The 18,047-nt window shown below is 68.9% G+C and carries 14 protein-coding genes and 2 pseudogenes; 7 read left to right on the forward strand and 9 right to left on the reverse strand.

The window, feature by feature from the left end:
• Positions 1-33 precede the first annotated feature (33 nt).
• From E1166_RS02030 to E1166_RS02045, 4 genes are all read left to right on the forward strand, one after another.
• On the forward strand, positions 34-234 hold the full coding sequence (locus E1166_RS02030; RefSeq protein ID WP_132335242.1) for a hypothetical protein: 201 nt from the start codon (positions 34-36) through the stop codon (positions 232-234).
• Positions 231-3,467 (forward strand): S8 family serine peptidase, encoded by a 3,237-nt coding sequence (locus E1166_RS02035; RefSeq protein ID WP_132335245.1) that lies wholly within the window; start codon positions 231-233, stop codon positions 3,465-3,467. Before E1166_RS02030 ends, E1166_RS02035 begins: the two co-directional genes overlap by 4 nt.
• A 228-nt stretch (positions 3,468-3,695) precedes the next feature.
• The gene (locus tag E1166_RS02040; protein ID WP_132335247.1) at positions 3,696-4,352 is read left to right on the forward strand and encodes a sigma-70 family RNA polymerase sigma factor; all 657 of its coding nucleotides are present in this window, start codon (positions 3,696-3,698) and stop codon (positions 4,350-4,352) included.
• Between the two features lie 501 nt (positions 4,353-4,853).
• Positions 4,854-5,240, forward strand: coding sequence for a hypothetical protein (locus tag E1166_RS02045; RefSeq protein ID WP_132335249.1), 387 nt, complete (start codon positions 4,854-4,856; stop codon positions 5,238-5,240).
• A gap of 111 nt (positions 5,241-5,351) precedes the next feature.
• On the opposite strand, the pseudogene E1166_RS02050 reads toward E1166_RS02045, so the two are convergent.
• Positions 5,352-5,740: pseudogene (locus E1166_RS02050) on the reverse strand (transposase); the annotation flags it as partial.
• Between the two features lie 121 nt (positions 5,741-5,861).
• On the opposite strand from E1166_RS02050, the gene E1166_RS02055 reads away from it, so the two are divergent.
• Positions 5,862-6,425: a hypothetical protein gene (locus E1166_RS02055; RefSeq protein WP_132335251.1), complete on the forward strand. Its 564-nt coding sequence runs from the start codon at positions 5,862-5,864 to the stop codon at positions 6,423-6,425.
• 392 nt (positions 6,426-6,817) lie between these two features.
• Here the strand turns inward: E1166_RS02055 and E1166_RS02060 are convergent, their stop codons facing one another.
• Complete coding sequence (locus tag E1166_RS02060; RefSeq protein WP_132335253.1) at positions 6,818-7,984, reverse strand: AAA family ATPase; 1,167 nt, start codon at positions 7,982-7,984, stop codon at positions 6,818-6,820.
• A gap of 415 nt (positions 7,985-8,399) precedes the next feature.
• Between E1166_RS02060 and E1166_RS02065 the strand changes: the two genes are divergently transcribed.
• Both E1166_RS02065 and E1166_RS02070 read left to right on the forward strand, forming a co-directional pair.
• On the forward strand, positions 8,400-8,771 hold the full coding sequence (locus E1166_RS02065; protein WP_132335255.1) for a YciI family protein: 372 nt from the start codon (positions 8,400-8,402) through the stop codon (positions 8,769-8,771).
• Positions 8,759-10,018, forward strand: coding sequence for a DUF6596 domain-containing protein (locus E1166_RS02070; RefSeq protein WP_243710088.1), 1,260 nt, complete (start codon positions 8,759-8,761; stop codon positions 10,016-10,018). Before E1166_RS02065 ends, E1166_RS02070 begins: the two co-directional genes overlap by 13 nt.
• Before the next feature lie 131 nt (positions 10,019-10,149).
• Here the strand turns inward: E1166_RS02070 and E1166_RS02075 are convergent, their stop codons facing one another.
• The 7 genes and pseudogenes from E1166_RS02075 to E1166_RS02100 form a co-directional block, all read right to left on the reverse strand.
• Complete coding sequence (locus E1166_RS02075; protein WP_207913936.1) at positions 10,150-11,127, reverse strand: ankyrin repeat domain-containing protein; 978 nt, start codon at positions 11,125-11,127, stop codon at positions 10,150-10,152.
• A gap of 374 nt (positions 11,128-11,501) precedes the next feature.
• Positions 11,502-11,657: pseudogene (locus tag E1166_RS31710) on the reverse strand (transposase); the annotation flags it as partial.
• On the reverse strand, positions 11,639-11,797 hold the full coding sequence (locus E1166_RS31715; protein WP_347813008.1) for a transposase: 159 nt from the start codon (positions 11,795-11,797) through the stop codon (positions 11,639-11,641). The gene E1166_RS31715 and the pseudogene E1166_RS31710, both read right to left, overlap by 19 nt.
• Positions 11,798-12,117: 320 nt before the next feature.
• Positions 12,118-13,851: a hypothetical protein gene (locus tag E1166_RS02085; protein ID WP_243710090.1), complete on the reverse strand. Its 1,734-nt coding sequence runs from the start codon at positions 13,849-13,851 to the stop codon at positions 12,118-12,120.
• 769 nt (positions 13,852-14,620) lie between these two features.
• The gene (locus E1166_RS02090; RefSeq protein WP_132335260.1) at positions 14,621-15,874 is read right to left on the reverse strand and encodes an iron-containing alcohol dehydrogenase; all 1,254 of its coding nucleotides are present in this window, start codon (positions 15,872-15,874) and stop codon (positions 14,621-14,623) included.
• A gap of 1 nt (position 15,875) precedes the next feature.
• A complete protein-coding gene (locus E1166_RS02095) occupies positions 15,876-16,139 on the reverse strand; it encodes a hypothetical protein (RefSeq protein WP_132335262.1) in 264 nt (87 codons plus the stop codon).
• Between the two features lie 224 nt (positions 16,140-16,363).
• Entirely contained in the window at positions 16,364-17,824 is a 1,461-nt protein-coding gene (locus E1166_RS02100; protein WP_132335265.1) for an NAD-dependent succinate-semialdehyde dehydrogenase, read from the reverse strand.
• Between the last annotated feature and the right edge of the window lie 223 nt (positions 17,825-18,047).

An 18,047-nucleotide genomic window follows, 5' to 3' on the forward strand; every position in this document is an offset into this window, starting at 1 on the left:
CGGCCGAACGCGACCTGCTCACCGGAGCGATGAGTGCTGCGCTCCTCCGGATGCGTCATTGACGCTCGGATCGAGGCCGGCGGCCAGAATGAAGACCAGCACTCGATCGCCTGCTCGGACGCCGGCGTCATCGAGCCGGAAGGGTTCTGTGGCCTCGTGGGCAGCGTGGCCCGCATCGGGTTTGTGTGGCCGCCGTGCAACCTGTCGCGGCATTCCAGCGTACTCGTGGCATGACAACCTTCCATACCGTGCGACGGCGAACAGCTGTCCTGCTCGTTGCCACCATGTCGGTCGCCATGCCAGCAGCGATCGGCGCACAGACTCGAGCGGCGGCCGCGGCGCCGGCGGCGCATAGCCCCTACACCGTGACGTTGGTGACGGGAGACCGGGTGACCGTCGCGTCGATGACCGCCGCCACGGCCTCCGTCGAGCCTGCGGCCGGACGCGAGGACATGTCGTTCGCCATGTCCGTCGTGGGGGGACACCTCCTGGTCATTCCCTCCGACGCCCACCGCCTGGTCCAGACGCAACGCGTCGACCGGCGGCTGTTTGACATCTCGGAACTCATCAAACTCGGGTACGACGACCGCAGGCGGTCGACCGTTCCGTTGATCATGGAAGCTGCCACTCTGCCGGCGCTCAAGAAGACCGTCAGCGAGCACGGCGCACGCACGACCCGGGAGTTGACGGCCGTGAAGGCCGTGGCGGTCAGCGCGCCGAAGGACAAGACGGCCTCGCTGTGGGAAGCCGCACGTAATGACAGAGCGGTGCACAGGATCTGGTTGGACGGCAAGCGGCAGCCTTTGCTCGACGGCAGCGTGCCGCAGATCGGCGCACCGGCCGCCTGGCAGGCCGGATACACCGGCAGGGGTATTTCGGTGGCCGTTCTGGACACCGGCGTGGACGCGAGCCACCCGGACCTGGCAGGCCGCGTCGTAGAGCGTAACTTCACCGCCGAAACGGGGGAGCGGGTCGGGCACGGCACACATGTCGCATCGATCATCGCTGGTACGGGGGTGGCCTCCGGCGGCAGGTATCGTGGCGTGGCACCGGAGGCGACCATATTGTCGGGCAAAGTGTGCGAGATGAGCGGCTGCAGTGAGTCGGCGATCCTGGCCGGCATGCAGTGGGCTGCCGTCGACCAGGGCGCCCGAGTGATCAACATGAGCCTGGGCGGGGAAGACTTCCCATCTGTCGATCCCCTCGAGGAGGCTGTGAACGCGTTGACCGCGCAGACGGGAGCGCTGTTCGTCATCGCCGCGGGCAACGCCGGCGCCGCCGATACGGGCACGATCGCCTCACCCGGCAGTGCGGACGCGGCGCTGACCGTCGGTGCCGTTGACAGGTCCGACGCGGTGGCCGGGTTCTCCAGCCGCGGCCCGCGCACCGGCGACGAGGCGATCAAGCCCGACATCTCCGCGCCTGGGGTGGGCATCGTCGCAGCGCGTGCGGCGGGCACCGAGATGGGCGAGCCTGCCGCGGACTTCCCGGCTTCCTACGTTGCCGCCGACGGCACGTCGATGGCCACCCCGCACGTCGCGGGTGCTGCCGCACTGCTCGCGCAAGAGCATCCGGGATGGAGGGGCGATCAGCTGAAGGCCACCCTCATGGGCGCGGCTGAGCGGACCGCGGACAACGCCGTGTTCGACCAGGGTGCGGGCCGCGTCGACGTGAGGCGGGCAATCACGCAGACCGTCACCGCCGACCCGCCGTCGGTGTCGTTCGGGCTGCAGCCATGGCCGCATGACGACGACACCACGCTCACCAGAACGATCACGTATCGCAACACCAGCTCTGTCGCGGTGGCGTTGGCGCTGAACTTGACCCACACCAAGGCGTTCACGCTGAGCACCTCGCGCGTCGACGTACCACCCGGTGGTACCGCCGACGTGACCGTCACGGCTGACACCCGCCACCTCGACGTGGGGCCGTGGACCGGGCAGGTCGTCGCCACCGCAGGCGAGACGCGCGTCGTGACGCCGCTCGCGGTCCGCAAGGAGGATGAACGCTACGCGGTTACGCTGCGTCATATCGGGCTTGACGGCAAACCCGCGACGGACTACCTCACCCAGATCTTCCAGCCCAACGGCCGGGACTCCTGGTTTCCGTACGACCCGAGCGGCAGCGTGACGCTCCGGCTCCCGAAGGGGCGGTACACCACGGCCACCTATCTGCACACCTCGGCGACTCAGAGCCACTCTGGGTCCGCGCTGCTGTACCAGCCGATCCTCGACGTCAGCGGAGACACGTCTGTCACGTTCGACGCCCGCCAGGGCAAGCCGGTGAGGCAGTCGGTACCCGACCGTACCGCCGAGGCCCATGACGTGTTCTTCGGTGTCTCGATGCAGGTGGACGGCGCATCCGTGCGCTTCGGCACCCTTCAGCAGGGTTTCGACAACGCCCGCATCGCCGAGATCGGCACCCATGTCCAGGCGACCGGCTACGTGATGAGCACCTGGGCCCGGCGCGACAGCGGAGATATCGGCCGGGACAGCCCGTACGCGTACTACGTCGGCGAGCAGGTACCCGGCGACGTCCTGCTGGCCGGCTATCACCGTGCGTTCCGGACCGGCGAACTCGCCGCCGTGACACAGAGGATTCACAGCTACGCCCCCGGGCAGATCGCTCGCCAGTGGATGCAGTTCAGTCGCGACGATGGCGAGGTGCTCGGCGTGGGCCGCCTCGGGATGCGCGCTCCGGGAACCCGAATCAACTACTACAGCACCCAGGCCGGCTCGTCCTGGCTGCCGCAGACCGCGATCGGTATGCCGGCCGGTGGCGACCGCATCGCCGGTCTCCGTTTGACCGGCTCGCCGTTCGCGCCGCCCGCGGGCAGCAGCTCCGTGCAGGAATGGGGCGCCGCGCCGTACACAACGGCCTTCAACGATTCCCAGCAGTGGGTCACCCGATCCGGTGACACGCTCCAGGCTGTCATCCCGTCGGTGTCGGACGCGGGCGCCCACTCCGGCTACGACACGACACAGTCCGTGACCACCAGGCTGTACCGTGGCGACGAATTGCTCGACGAGCAGGACTGGGTGTATGTCGGTGCCAGCGGCCTGCCCGCCGGGCCCGCCAGCTACCGGATCACGCAGGACACCACCGGCAGCATCGGTGGCCTCGGCACCCGGACCCAGTCGATCTTCGCGTTCCAGGATCCCGCAGAGATCTTCACGATCCGGTACGAGCCCCGGCTCGACTCCCGCTACGCGGTGGTTGCGGGCACCCGGCAGCGGATGCCGGTGAAGGCTCTCGACACGGCGGGCAGGCCGATCGAGGTCCGGCAGCTCGCCCTGGAGTTCTCGTTCGACGACGGCACAACCTGGCAGTCGGCCGTGGTGGCGAAGGGTGCTGTTACGCTGCGCTACCCCCGGGGAAGCGGACACGTCTCCCTTCGCGTGAGCGCAACCGGCGCGACCGGAGCCGAGACGACTCAGACTGTTATCCGCGCCTACCGTTACCAGTAGGGCCATGTGGGGCGGTCGCCCGGCCGCCCCACACGCCCTGAATCCGCGCTCAGGACCGTGCACCGGTCGCCCGAGGTTGGTAGACCCGCGGTCCGGGCCGGATCGGCCCGCAAGCGCGCTTTACGCCCGGTGGGTGGCTCACGTCGGGATGCCGAGGGGGCTCTGTACGACAGCGTCGGCACGGCCGCTACGGGCGGCGGGAAACTGTGAGACACCTAAGGGCTGGGCATGAGTGTGCTGGCCCGCGACATGCGCAGCATCGGGGCCGGCGAGCGTGAGCAGCGCATGCGAGTGCTGTTCGACGCGAACGTCGGTCCTCTTCGCGGCTACCTGATGCGCCTCACCGGCGGTCAGAGAGAAGCCGCCGACGACCTTCTCCAGGAGACGATGTTGCGGACCTGGCGCAAGATAGACGAGCTGCCGGCAGGGGAGGAGTCGCTGCGCCGCTGGCTCTTCAGGGTGGCTCGCAACCTGACGATCGACGCGGCGCGGGCCCGCCAGGCGCGACCGGACGAGGTGAGCGGCGACGACGTCACGTGGGTGCCGTCGAACGACGTCATCGACGGGGTGGTCGACCGGCATCTGTTGCGCGATGCCCTGCTGAGGCTCACTCCGGAGCACCGTGCGGTGCTGGTCTGTGCGCAAACGGGCCGGATTACCGCCCGCTGGTTATCCGTGGACAGCCGGCGCGTGGAGCGGCTCCAGACCGACGACTTCCGAAGGAGGATTGGCTCAGCGCCCGCTCCTACCGCAATTTCTGTGCCGCCGATCAAAGGCCAATGGCGGTTTCCGATATCGGTACCGTTTCGTGTGGGGTTTCGGTATCGATCACCCCTCGGACACGAGTACGTGTCATATGTGCGACGTGGACGTAGCGGTGGTTGAACGTGCTTGGCCACCGCAGAAGCCTCTCGACACCGTGCCTGGCACTACCCTCAGTGATCGGCGCCGGGCGAGTTCTGCAACGACGCGCGGCAGCCCGGATTGCGACTGCACATCAGGGAGCGCCGTGGGCTGATCGTCGTATCAGTCGATAGGCAGGGTGTCTTCTGACGAAAGAAGGCCACGTCCGGCTGCCGGCGATCGGGTGTTCATCGTGGCTGAACCAACCAGCAGGCGTCTGGTGGTTCACCCGCCGGCAAAGCTCGACGAGATGACTACGCAGGCTCACGATGCGCCGCCCAGGGTCGGGCAGGGCGGACGAATAGTGACCATGCACCTTGATGTGTTGTGCTGGTACGCCGAAAGGCGGGCGGCGTTGGCCTGCAGTACGGGGGTACCCTGCTCGCATGGTGCGTCCAAGGCGGCAGTACGCCGCGCGGCCCGGACGCAATCGTGGCATCCTTGATAGACAGTGAGCTCTGTCTATCGTTAGGGGATGTCGACATGCGACCTCGGCTGCTTTCCATCGCTTCCGCACTGGCGCTCGTAATGAGTGGATCGGTGCTGGCGTTGATGCCCGCCAGCCCGGCCAGCGCGCACTGCGCCGGCCACGGCCACCATCCGGACCTGTACAGCGGAGGCGGCATCTCGTGGGGAGAGGGAACCTACATCCGCGCCTATCCGCACAGGGACTGCCAATCTCAGGGACAGGGATACCCGGGTCAGGGAATCGACGTCCACTGCGCCACGCTGACCGGCGACCTCTGGTTCTACGTCCGTAACACCACTACCGGGATCAACGGGTGGTCCCGACGAGACGCGCTCCGCTTCTCACAGACCGTCACCATCGCCGACTGCTCGAACGCGGCCGCCGCACACCGGGTGGCCTGAACGGGCTGAGTGCTGGAACAAGCACCCCCACACAAGACACGACGAGGGCCCCTCCCATCCGGGAAGGGGCCCTCGGGCCTGTCTCGCTAAGGGTGTTTCCGGCGGTCTTGGTTAGTAGGTTTCAGCGGCTGGGAAGCGGTCGCTGAAGGTGATGGCGAAGGCGTTCAGGGCGGGTTTCCAGCGCATCGCCCATCGGGTTCGGCCTGCTCCGGTGGGGTCCAGGGAACGGTCACCAGGTGCAGACACTCCAACGCGGCCTACTCGTTCGGGGAGTGGCCACCAGGCCTTCACCGCCCGCCGGTAGCGGGCATTGAACGACTCGACCCGTTGGTCCAGCAGATCACCCGCCGGATTTCCACGTCGTAGTTCAGGATCGGAATGAACTCCGCCCAGGCGTTGTCCCACAGCCGGAACACCGCCGGATACCGCCCGCCCCACTTGTCGGCCAGGTCATCGAACGCGGCCCGGGCAGCCTGCGCGTTGACGGCGGTGTAGATCGGGATCGCCCAGCCCAGGGCGGAGCAGAGCCCTCGCCCGTCGGCGGTGGCGGACAGCAGCCCCGTGGTCAAGCAGCGGTGGCAGCGCCGCGAGTCAGGGCTGGTTATTGTCTAGGCTGCGCCCATGGCCATCGACATCGTGGATCAGGTCGCCGCCGCCGTTGCCTCCCGCGAGCCGGTCAACGGCATACGCATCGTCGGCATCGATGGCCCGAGCGGCTCCGGAAAGAGCCACCTTGCCCACAACCTCTCCGAGGTGCTCAACGCTCCGATCATCGAGATTGACGACTTCGTGTCGTGGGACGACTTCGCCGGATGGTGGCCACGTTTCGAAGCCCAGGTACTCACGCCGCTGCTTCGCGGCCAGGAAGCCCACTACCAGGCAAGAGACTGGACGGACTGGTACGGCAACACCCTCGGCGAGTGGAAGACCCAGCCCTGGACACCTACCATGATTTTCGAAGGCATCGCCTGCACCCGTCGTGAGACGATCGGTCGGCTCGCCTACGCCATCTGGGTCGACGCACCCGCACCGTTGCGGCTGGCGCGCGGCCTCGCCCGCGACGGTTCCTTTGCCGGTGCCGAGCAGTTCTGGCAGAAGCGGATGGCCGAGGAGGAAGAGTTCTTCGCCTCCGACGGCACCCGCAACCGCGCCGACCTCATCATCGACACTGCACACCACGGATGACCGCGACTTCGCTTGCCTCGGCGTACGAGGAAATGGCCAACCAGATCCGGACGGATCAGCGCGGCCTCTCCGCGGGCAGCTGTCAGAGAATCTTTGCTCCAACTCGCTCCGGCACGGCCGGGTGCTGGTAACGCCGGCTTTGCCGAGCGGTCGTTGACGTCCTGGTGCTCGTTGTCGACCGCGCTCCGTCGGCTGGCGTCAGGTGCGTTTGGCGGCCAACCGCCATATCTTGCTGCCCGCGCTGCCGGTTGTATCTGGTGCCGCGTAGGCCGCGCTGTCCTGTCCGCTGGAACGCTTCGGAGTCTGGACCGACTCTTCGGATGATCTTGCGGGTGTCCGTGGTCGCTTTTCGGGTGTAGGCACTGATCGGTGCTTGCGAGGCTGGTCTGTCACTAAGAACGCTCGTCCAGGTGGGTGACGCGCAGGATTTCGTCGACGAGGTCATCGACATCGCGGCCGTCGGTGTCGATGCGTAGGTCGCCGACCCCGGCGCGGTCGAGTGCTTCCGCTTGGGCTGCCGCCTGGTCGGCTGCCGCCTGCAGTGTCGCTACCGGCTGGCCGATGAGCTGGTCGCCGGCGAGGTCGACTGGGCGGATGCCTTTGCCGCGTTGCAGGATCCGCTGGTGAATGGTTTCCCGCCCGGCGTGGAGTCGGCACACGGTCAGGGTGGTGGCAGGTAGCGCGGCGGCGTAGGCGCGCACCGTGGCGTCGCTGTCGACGTCGCCAATCAGAACCAGCCGTTGCGCGCCGGCGGCGTGGTAGGTCCGCCACAGCGCGGCCAGGTTGGCCGCCTTGAGCCGGTGGTTGCCGGGATCGTCGGGCGGGGTGGGCTGGTGGAATCCGATCTGTTCGAGGTCAACGAGCGCGGTGTGGAATCCGGATGCGCGGATTCGCTGGTACAGCTGCCCACCCACGGTCGACTTGCCGATTGCGGTCACGCCGCACACCCACACGACCTCGCCCGGTGCGTGGTCCGCCGCCGGCTGGACGGAGCCGCGGTGGAGGGCGGCGGGCGCAGTGGTCCACCCGTTCAACCATGCCGACACCAGGTCGACGACGGCGCTGGCCGGCAGCCGGGTGGTGTCGACATACTCGTCGACGGCGTGGACACGGTCGAGTTCGTCGGCGTGGGCGAGTTGCTTGTCGATGTCTTCGCCGGAGCGTCCCCGTCCGGTCAGGCGTCGGCGCAGTTCGGACAGGTCCGCGCGAAGCCGCAGTGTCCGCACGGCGGCGTGCGGCAGGAGACCGCGGTCGACCCCGCGTTGAGGATCGACGACTCCGGACACGACAACGATCCACGCACCGGCGGCGCGCTGGTTGGCCGCCACCGCGTCGAGGTTGCGGGCCTTCATCCGGTGCCGACCGTTGTCGTCGGCGGGTTCGGGTATCCAGTCGTCGGGCTGCGGCGGGCCGTAACACATCCCCAGCTGGTCGATGTCGACATAGCCAGCCGGCGTGCCATCTGCGGTGAGCCGGGTGAACAGCTCCCAGCCGACCGTGGACTTGCCCACCCCCGGCGGCCCATAGAGCCACAGCACCGGCGTCGCGTCTCCACCCATCCGGCCATCTCACCACCGGGAGCGGTCAAGGATCACGGCATTTTCGGGCCAACTGTGTCGCACCCGCCTTGAGGGTGGCGGGCGCGTCGGGCAGATCTTGTGACTGGTGGGGCCCGGTCCGGTCGGGATGCGGTTGCCGGGGCACAATTCCGGGCGGGACAGGGCGCCCTCGAGCTGGTCGCCGCCGAGTACCTGCGGCCGATCCCCGCACAGTCGGACTACCTCGACGCCGCGACCAACCCGGTGCCCTGGCCCACCCGATCCAGACCCCGCCAGCCCCGAGGCGGGCGGCCCACGCTCGGCGCCGAGAAGCGCGTGACCGGCAGCAAGCGGTCGAATACGGCCGTGTCAGGTGACGATTCCGGTGCGACTGGCTCGTCATCCCGGTGTCAGCCCATCACGAGAGGAGAACGCGATGCGTTACGCGCTGTTGATGCACTACGCCGAGCCGGGTGCGGGCGATCTGGACGAGGAGGTGATCGCCGAGGCGCGGCGGGCCTTCGATGTGTATGCCAAGGCTCTCGAACAGGCCGGGGTGCTGCGCTCGGCGGACGTGCTGCAGCCGACCGGCGCTACGACCACGGTCACCCGCCGTGAGGGTGGCCTACGCGTGCAAGACGGGCCGTTCGCGGAGACCAAGGAGGCCCTCGCCGGGGTGTTCCTGATCGACGTGCCGGACCTAAACGCGGCGATCGGTTGGGCGGAGAAGTGCCCCGGTGCTCAGTGGGGCGTACTGGAGATCCGGCCGGTGGCGACGGCGTTCCTGGACGGCCGGTGGTCAGCCTGACCGGCGATCGCCCGGACCCGGCCGGACCGGCGTTGCTCGCCGCCGGCCTGGCCGCCCGGGAGAGCCGGGGTCGGCTGCTCGCGCTACTGTCCGCTGCGGTGAACGACCTCACCGCAGCCGAGGACGCGTTGGCCGACGCGTTCGAGCGTGCCCTGCGGACCTGGCCGCAACGGGGTGTGCCGGACAACCCGGACGGGTGGCTGCTGGCCGTAGCTCGTAACCGGCTGCGCGACTGGTGGAAGTCGGCCGCGGCCCGGCGCACCGTCGGTCTCGACCCGGAGCGAGACGCCCCGGCGTACGTCCAAGACTTAGACGTCGAGGCGATCCCGGACCGGCGACTGGAGTTGATGCTGGTCTGCGCTCACCCGGCGATCGACCGTACGGTACACACCCCGCTGATGCTCGACACGGTGCTGGGCTTCACCGCCGGGCAGATCGCCGGGGCCTTCGCCATGCCCACCGCCACGATGGCCACCCGGCTGGTCCGTGCGAAGAAGCGCATCAAGGCGGCCGGCATCCCGTTCCGCCTGCCGGACCGCGATGACCTACCCGCCCGGATGGCCGCCGTGCTCGAAGCCGTCTACGGCGTCTACGTCATCGACTGGGCCACCACCGGACCGCAGCCACGTACCGTGCCCGGCGAGGCGCAGCATCTGGCCGAGATCCTCACCGGCCTGGTCCCCGATGACCCCGAGGCGCACGGCCTGGCCGCGCTGGTCCAGCTCTCCGCCGCCCGGGCCGCGGCCCGCACCGACCCCGGCGGGCGGTTCGTCCCGCTGGCCGAGCAGGACCCGGCACGCTGGGACCATGAGCTGATCGGCCGGGCACACGAGCACCTGCAGGCCGCACACGCCCTCGGCCGGCTCGGGCGGTACCAGATCGAGGCGGGCATCCAGGCGGTGCACTGCGCCCGGGCGCGGACCGGTACGACCAACTGGCCAGTCCTGCTAGACCTGCACCGGATCCTCCAGACCCTCGCACCGTCCCTGGGCGGCGGTGTCGCGTTCGCCGCGGTCACCGCCGAGGTGAACGGGCCAGCGGCCGGACTTGCCCGGCTCGACGAGCTGCTGACCGGGACGGGGACAGCCGGCGAGCGTTTCCAGCCAGCCCGCGCGGTCCGGGCCCACCTGCTGGAGCGCCTCGGCAGGACGACCGAGGCCGCCGCCGCGTACGACAGCGCCGTCGCCCTCACCCACGACCCGGCCGAACGTGCCTACCTACAGCACCGCCGTGCCGCGCTCGGTTAGCGAACCTTCGCCGGATGCAGAGTGCGCTCGAACTCGGACACGATCTTGTCGCTGTCGGGGACGGCGGCCAACGATGGTCACCTCATCGAAAGTCGGCGGCTGGCCCTATTCCGCGCCCGGCGGCGACCAGCTCATCGGCCGTCGTACGACCAGTAGTCGCCCGGCGGCAGTTGCACCCACAGGTCCGGCGATCCGGTGAACGGTCGGGCGTCTGTCAACGCCAGACCTACGTAGGCACAGCAGTAGGCGAGGGCGTTGCCCTGGTACAGGTAGGTACGCAGGATTTCCTCGGCCGAGTCGTCGGAGGCGGCCCACCCCCCACCAGGATGCAGATCCCATCCTTCGACGGCGCGGTCGCGCAGGATGCTGCCCTGATTTCCGCTCTTCGGATTGGCGTACATCGAATAGCAGACCGTGCCGATCGACAGGCGCCTCGACACCCCGGGCATTTCTGCCCCGTACGCCCACGGCTGGCTGACGACGCAGCCGCCCGGCACGTCGGTCACGCCCAGGGTCAACACGGCCTCGTCGCTCAACGAGTCGCCCCACAGCTGTTCGACCATTGACTCGGCGTCGTCCCACTCGGCGGCCCTGGCGTCCAGACGCCGCACGGCCTCAGCCGCGTCGATACCGGCCACACAGGACAAACTCAAACCGTCGTAGTCGACCTTCTTGAAGACGGCGGTGAGACGGCGTGCCTCGGCGACGGCGGCGGACTCGGCCGGCGAGAGACTGGGGACTCCGGGTGGGACGGTGAAGAGATCGGGAGTCAGGCTGGCCAGGCTGAGCCGCCCCGGTGACCAGCCGGCCATCATCGGTCGCCAGGGATCAGCGCCGGCGGCGGCGAGCGCGCGGGCGTTGTCGGGCTTGTCGGTGTGCACGGCCACCCACAGCGCGGTACGGCCGTTGTGCTCGGCGTCGATGTCGTCGACCAGGGCAGCTAGCGCCGCCACCACGTGGGCCGAGCCATGTTCGGCGGCCACGTGCAACACCGGCCCCCAGTGGGGTACGTGGCCGTTCGGGTCGGCACCAGCGGCGAGCCGGGCCTGGACCTCGCCGGTGTCCGACCACGACTGCCAGCCCATCCCGGCCCAACCGTTTCCGTTCACGATGCCGTCCCCTCCGCTGCCAGACCTGATGGCTGGCCGAGCATAGAGGCATCCACCGACGGAAAGGCGGCGGTCCGTAGTGCTACCACGCTGCCATGGCCAGTGGGCGATGGCCACCGTCATGGCCCGCCACCGAACCCCAGCCGCATAGCCGTTGATCAACGGGCTTGCGGTCGAGGGCGATGGGATCGACAACGTCACCTCGACGAACCAGTGGGCACCGCTGCGGTTCGACCTGCCGGTGGCGGACGACCTGCCCGGGCGGGCACGCCGGCTGCACCACGTGGCGTGCGGACCTACCGGCTCGGAATGTACAACCCCGAGGCCCTCGCCCGGTTGCGGCTGGATCGGCCGGAGCTGTCCCGGCAGGCCGAGTGCCCACGTGCTCGCACGGCCTTGCGGATACGGGCGTTGACCGACTCGATCGCGTTCGTCGAGCAGATGACCTCGCGGATCTCGACGTCGAAGGCGAGGAACGGCACGAACTCGGCCCACGCGGCGGATCACAGCTTCACGATCGCCGGATACTTACGGTGCCGGGCACACCGTCTCCACCGCCTCCGGCAGGCCCGGTCAGGCGCCGCTGCCGGTTGCGCACGATCTGCGGCTCGAACGTGCCCGCCGCGTCCCGCGGCACCCGGACCTCGACCGGCCCGACTTCGGTGAGCACGATCTTGGTCCGGCTGCCGTTCGGGTGTTCCCGCTACCCCGACACAGAGACGTGCTTGTCGTCGCCGACGTGATCTGATCTCGCCATCCAACGCCGACCCCAGGACCCGTTTCGTCAGCTGCAGCAGCCCACCCTCGCCGGTCGCTTCAGCCCGTCACCACGAGTTCGATCGACCAGCATCGCGATCAACTGCTCATCCGTGACCGTCAACAGCTGAGGTCTCCACAGAACCCGGGGCGGTTTACCGGGACCGTTGCACCTCGCGCTGTGATTGGGCGCCGAGCAGCATGATGAGCGCCTGATGGGTCGGATTGGGACGGTCAACCGGGCCGTTCGTTTCGGGTAGCCACTCCTGGCGAAAACCCTCGGTCGAGGTGGTACACGAACGCGCCGGCTATCTCCTCCCGGGTGATGCCGAGGCCGTCCAACGGTCGGGTGGCGACGCCGTCCCAGGGCGTGCCGGCGAGCCGATCCGGCAGGACGACCACCGAGCGGATGCCGACCTGCCGGAGGAAGGCGATGCTGCTCGGGTCGGGGAAGGCCATGCTCGTCGTGCGGATCTGCTGCTGACTGTCCGGCACGAAGGTCATCGAGCCGTTGGCGATGCGGGGAAACCCGTCGGTGGACCAGAGCATGACGTGCGATTCGGAGACACCGTCGCTGGGCAGGACCAGTATCGGATCGGCCGCCGCCCGCAGCGCTGCCGGCGCGGGCGGCACGGTGGGGTGTGGTGTCCGGTTGACGCCTTCGACCAGGACCAGCAGCAGGGGCAGCAGGAGCGCGATGCCGCCGGCCAATTGCTGCCATCCCCGCGCCGGCCGGTGCCGTCCGAACTCGCTGATCGCTCCCGCCGCGAGAACGGCGAGCAGCAGGCTCGTCCACACCATGAGCCGCCCCGGGGTGCGTAGCGCCTCCCAGCCGGGGAGCAGTCGCGACAACGTCAGGTACCCCGGGTCGCCCTGACCGACGAGATTGCTGCCCAGCCCGAGTGCACCGCTGACCAGCACACCGAGCCCGAGCAGAACGCGGTGACGGACCCGGAACACCGAGAACGTCAGCCCGGCCGCGGCCAGGACGACCAACGTGACGCCGGGCAGCAGCGCCATCTCCGGCGGCCAGGACAACTGGGCACGGGCAGGCTCGAAATGGTCACCCCACAGCCACGAGTCCGCGGGCGCGATGGCATATCCCCGTAGGGGTGGGGAGAACATCCGCGTCCAGGACAGATCCCGGCGCGCCTGCGGATTCAGCTCCACCACGTGCAGGAAGAAGGTCCCCAGCCAGACGCAGACGCCACCGAAGACGGCACCACCCAACAGGTTGGCCAGCACCACCCGGCGGCTAAACACCCATCTACCGGTCCGCCACCGGGCCCAGCCGACCGCGGCGGCCACCACCAGCCCGGTGCCGGCCAGGAAGTACACCAGCGGCAGGCCGATCGCGAAGCCGAGGCTCACCTGCCAGGCGGCGACCAGCCAGCCGGCCACGATCCACCCGGGCCGATGCAGCCTCGGTCGGTGACCGTGTCGCAGGGACCAGCCATGGCCGCGCGCCAGCATCGCCAGGCACAGGGCGATGCCGCCGGTGGAGAGGATGTTCAGGTGGCCGCTGTGGGCGAGCCGCCACGGTGCGAAGGCCCAGGCGACCCCCGCGAAGGCCGCCGCGGTCCGGATACCGCCCAGCTGGCGGACCAGGGCGTACGCCCCGACGAAGGCGAGTGCGTGGGCCAGCACGAAGAGCAGGTTGTAGCGGAAGACGGCTGCCTCCACACCGTGGCCGAAAAGGGCGGCGGGCGCGTAGCCGAGTAGGTTGTCGGTGTAGGCGAAGGTGTACGGCTCCGGGAAAAACGTATTGGAGTGCCACAGGCGAAGTGGGTCGGTGATCAGGGAGTGCCCGGCCCAGGCGACCTGCCATGCCTGCAATGTGGGATCCCCGATGTCGCCCGGGATGGTCGTCCGGGGATGTTTGAGCGTCGGCCAGGTGAGAAGCACGGCCAACGCCACACCGGCCAATGTCGCCACCGACCATTCATGGCGCAGCAGTCGCGCCGCCATGTGACCGGCCGCCGCCAGCCACCCTCGTTCGTGTCGCGACCGGAGTTCCGGTTCTTCCTGGTCAGGATGGGGGTGATGCCGGTCGCTGGACGGGGTGCCGCGAAGCCGTTGACGTATCGCCCGCACATATCCTCCTGTCGATGGTCGGCGTCGGTCATCTAGCGTCGCATCGATGACAGGGCAAAGGCCATCATCGATGGGAACCGGAACTTCCAGGGTCGACGCTCTCACTTTTTGAAATTGGCGAAAGTGGATTGAGTGCTTGAAGGCGACAAATCGTGCGAGTCGTCGAGCGTCAATGACGACGTGGGTGAAACTTTGTGGGGGAGGGCCTTGGGTGGTTGAGGCGTCGGTAGACCGGGGCGAGCCGCGTGTGCAGCTCCTGGTAGACGGCGAAGGTCTCGTCGTAGACGGCCCGGTGCATCGGTCCGGCGTCAAGACCCGGTCGGTACGCACATCGGGCGCTGCGGTTGCAGCCTCCACGCTCCGACCGCCTTGTCACCACCCTTGATCACCATCGGATCAAACGCCGAGCCATTCTCGGCGGGCTCATCTACGAGTACGGAAGAGCCGCATAACAACCCAGCTCGGAGCCGGCGGCAAGGTTCCGACCTGAGCCGACAGAGCACGGCATGATCCGACGAACGATCATCCGGAGCGGATCAGCATTACTGCCTCGTCGGGGTGAGTGACCCGAGGAGGGCTGCGACGTCGGGCGCGACGGCGTAGCCGAGCATTCCGACCCCCAGGCGGGGCAGGGAACCCGTCGTCATGTGGAAGGCCGGTCACGATCTCTGCTCGGAGTCAGGACGTGTCGGATTCGGTCCCCGGTCCAGGCCGCTTCGAGGATCGCGGTCAGGCTGGCGGTGTCGGTCGGGCCTGGATGGTTCTGGATCAAGCGGGTGACGCCACTGGCCATCTCCGCGAAGCGCGGGAGGTCGGCGCGTGCCACGCCGATGTCCGCCAAGGTGCGAGGGATGCCGATGTCGGCAAGGAGCCCGTCGAGCCAGGTGAGGAACGTATCGGCGGCCTCGGCATCCGAGGCGTCGGTCACGTCGAGCCCGCACACCCCGGCGAGGATGGCCAACCGGTCGCCGATGGCATCCCTGGCCGCGTTCAGCGCGTAGGGCAGTAGCAGCCCGACGCCCAGCCCGTGCGGCGTGTGCGTGGCTGCGCCGATGGGGTACTGGAGGGCGTGTGGGGCCGCGTTTCCCGCGTGGGAAAACGCGAGCCCGGCGAGCATGGACCCGTAGGACATGTCCGCGCGCGCGTCCGTGTCGCCTCCGTCCCTGACCGCGCGACGCAAGCTACGGGCGATCCGCTCCGCGGCCCGGAGCGCGTAGTGGTCGGTGACTGGGTTGCGGCCGAGGAAGACCTGCTCCACCGGGTCGCGCGGTCCGTGGGCGCGGGGTCGCGCGGTGTAGCTCTCCACCGCGTGACAAAACGCGTCGATACCGGAGTGGGCGGTGACGGTCGCAGGGCAGGTGTAGGTGAGTTCGGGGTCGACGATGGCGAAGTCGGGCACGAGGTGGACGCTGGAAACCCCCACCTTCAGCTCGCGGTCCGGGTCGGTCAACACCGAGACGGGTGTGAGCTCGGAGCCGGTGCCTGACGTCGTCGGGACCGCGACGAGAGGAATCGTCGGCCCCGGCACCTTCGACTCGCCGTAGAAGTCGCGCGGCGTCCCACCGTGGCGCCGTATGACGCCGACGATTTTGGCGAGGTCGATCACCGTGCCACCCCCGACGGCGAGGATCACGTCCGCGTCCACCTCGGCGGCGACCGAGACGGCCAGGGCGACATCGGCGAGTGGCACGTCTGGAGTCGCGTCGGAAAACACCTCGACGACCTCGACCTTCTCCCGCACGGCGGCCACGATCTCGGCCACGCCCGGCTGCCTGAAGAGAACCTGGTCGGTCACGATGAGGACTCGCGAGCCAATCTCGGCCACCACTCGTGGGATATTCTGCGCGACCCCTTCGCCCACTATCAGCTGGCGTGGTCCGCGGACGGTCTCAAGCATGTCAGTGCCTCTCTGGAACGTCGGCGGCGATTTGCTGGGCGGACGTCCAGGTCACCTGCGAGACCGGGACGGCGTCGGCAAGGTTGGCCGCCCGGGTGGCGTAGGCGTGCGCGCCGGGCGCCCGGACTCGATCGTGCCCGGGTGCCCTCGGCTCCATCGCGATGCAGACGTCGCCCTCGGTGGACGGGTGGGTCGGGTCGAGGGTCCCGCGGACATCGTCGCCGAGGGCGGTACGAGTCCGGGTCGCGACCAGCGCCTCGATCATGAGCCCGAGGGTGCAGCCGTTGGGATCGCCGAAGGGGCTGATCGCCCCCCACCACCGCCGCGGCCGCGGCGGTGGTGCGCACACCGGCGGAGCCGCCAGCGTCCCGGGTGCCAACGGGTTCGTGCCGGCCATGGCCCGGGTCCCGTTCCCGCGGTGGAGGCCGGTCAGGTCATGTGCGCACAGGGCGCGGTGATCCTCGGTGGACGCCCGGAGCAGCAGGCCGGTCATGGTAGGTCGATCGCCGCGTAGGTGAGGTCGAGGTACTCGAGGATGCCCTCGTGCGACCCCTCCTTACCGATCCCGGACTGCTTCACGCCTCCGAACGGAGCTGACGGGTCCGATATCAGACCACGGTTGATGCCGAGCATCCCCGTGTCTAGCCCCTCGATGAACCGGAGCGCCCGCTGGAGGTCACGGGTGAAGACGTATCCGACCAGGCCGTGTTCGGTGTCGTTGGCCTTCGCCATCACCTCGTCGTCGGACGTGAACGAGAGGATCGGCGCCACCGGGCCGAAGATTTCCGCCTCCAGCATCCGCGCATCTTCGGGCACGTCGACGAGGACTGTGGGCGGGTAGAAGTGGCCCGGCCCATCCGGACGCTCGCCGCCCACCAAGACCCGGGCGCCGCGATCGACAGCGTCGGCGACGAGGTCGTCGATCTTGGTGACCGAGGCCTCGTCGATCAACGCCCCGACGTCCACGCCGTCGTCGAGACCATGGCCCACCGAAAGCGCGCCCATCCGCTCGGCGAAGCGCGCCGTGAATTCCTCGCGCACCGGCTCCTCGACGTAGATCCGGTTGGCCGCGATGCAGGACTCCCCGATGTTGCGCATCTTGGCCACCATGGCACCGTCGAGCGCGACGTCCAGGTCAGCGTCGGCACACACGATCAAGGCCGCGTTGCCGCCCAGTTCCATGGAGGTGCGCAGCACGTTGTCCGCAGCGTGTCGTAGCAGCACGCGCCCGACCTCGGTCGACCCGGTGAACGAGAGCTTGCGGGTCCGACCGTCGGCTAGCAGTGCGGAGACCACCTCGCCGGCACGCTTGGTGGTCACCACGTTGACGACGCCCGGGGGAACGCCGACCTCCTCCATGATGCGGGCCAGGAACAGCATGGTGAGCGGCGTCTGGGCCGCTGGCTTGGTGATCGTCGTGCAGCCCGCTGCCAGCGCAGGAGCGATCTTGCGGGCGCCCATGGCCAACGGAAAGTTCCAGGGCGTGACGAAGACGCATGGTCCGACCGGCTTCGGCACGGTGAGGATGCGATATCCACCTGCGGGAGCGGTGCTGTAGCGCCCCTCGACGCGCACCGCCTCCTCGGCGAACCAACGGAAGAACTCGGCGCCGTAGGCCACCTCTGCCCGAGCCTCGGCGAGCGGCTTGCCCATCTCGAGCGTGATCAGCCGGGCGAGCTCCTCGGATCGCTCGGTCAGTGCCCGGTACGTCGCGGTCAACAACTCCGACCGTTTCCGCGGCGGGGTCGCCGCCCACTCCGCCATTGCCTTGCTCGCCACGTCCAGAGCGGCGAGCCCGTCAACGACGTCGGCGTCCGCCACCTCGGCGATGGTCTTGCCGGTGGCTGGGTCCTCGACGGCGAAGGTGGCGCCGCTCGCGGCGTCGCGCCAGGCGTCGCCGATCCGGAGCCGCCGGTGCTCGGGGGCCAGGACGTTCATCGGGTCACTCATTGCGTCGGCTCCTGTCATGTTCTTGGTGATGTCCGGCGTGCCTCAGCGATCGCGCTGTGCGCGTAGACGAACGGGTCACACGCCCTCGTAGGGGGCGAGGTTGGCGAGCGGTCGAATGTGGCCTTGGCCTTGGCTGCAGGGGCGAGGCCCCGCGCTACCGATCGCCTTCTCGGGCCACGGCCGTTTCAGCGTCGTCGGGCCCTGCTCACTGGTGACGGTCCGT

The organism is Micromonospora sp. KC213, from assembly GCF_004348325.1.
Taxonomy (GTDB): Bacteria; Actinomycetota; Actinomycetes; order Mycobacteriales; family Micromonosporaceae; genus Micromonospora.

What these genes read in the sequence shown, in the direction of transcription:
- E1166_RS02095 (WP_132335262.1), bottom strand. Translation starts at nt 16,139, where the DNA reads ATGATCGAGGCGCTGGTCGCGACCCGGACTCGTACCGCCCTCGGCGAC.
- E1166_RS02040 (WP_132335247.1), top strand. Translation starts at nt 3,696, where the DNA reads ATGAGTGTGCTGGCCCGCGACATGCGCAGCATCGGGGCCGGCGAGCGT.
- E1166_RS02065 (WP_132335255.1), top strand. Translation starts at nt 8,400, where the DNA reads ATGCGTTACGCGCTGTTGATGCACTACGCCGAGCCGGGTGCGGGCGAT.
- E1166_RS02100 (WP_132335265.1), bottom strand. Translation starts at nt 17,824, where the DNA reads ATGAGTGACCCGATGAACGTCCTGGCCCCCGAGCACCGGCGGCTCCGG.
- E1166_RS02055 (WP_132335251.1), top strand. Translation starts at nt 5,862, where the DNA reads ATGGCCATCGACATCGTGGATCAGGTCGCCGCCGCCGTTGCCTCCCGC.
- E1166_RS02035 (WP_132335245.1), top strand. Translation starts at nt 231, where the DNA reads ATGACAACCTTCCATACCGTGCGACGGCGAACAGCTGTCCTGCTCGTT.
- E1166_RS02045 (WP_132335249.1), top strand. Translation starts at nt 4,854, where the DNA reads ATGCGACCTCGGCTGCTTTCCATCGCTTCCGCACTGGCGCTCGTAATG.
- E1166_RS02090 (WP_132335260.1), bottom strand. Translation starts at nt 15,874, where the DNA reads ATGCTTGAGACCGTCCGCGGACCACGCCAGCTGATAGTGGGCGAAGGG.
- E1166_RS02060 (WP_132335253.1), bottom strand. Translation starts at nt 7,984, where the DNA reads ATGGGTGGAGACGCGACGCCGGTGCTGTGGCTCTATGGGCCGCCGGGG.
- E1166_RS02085 (WP_243710090.1), bottom strand. Translation starts at nt 13,851, where the DNA reads ATGGCGGCGCGACTGCTGCGCCATGAATGGTCGGTGGCGACATTGGCC.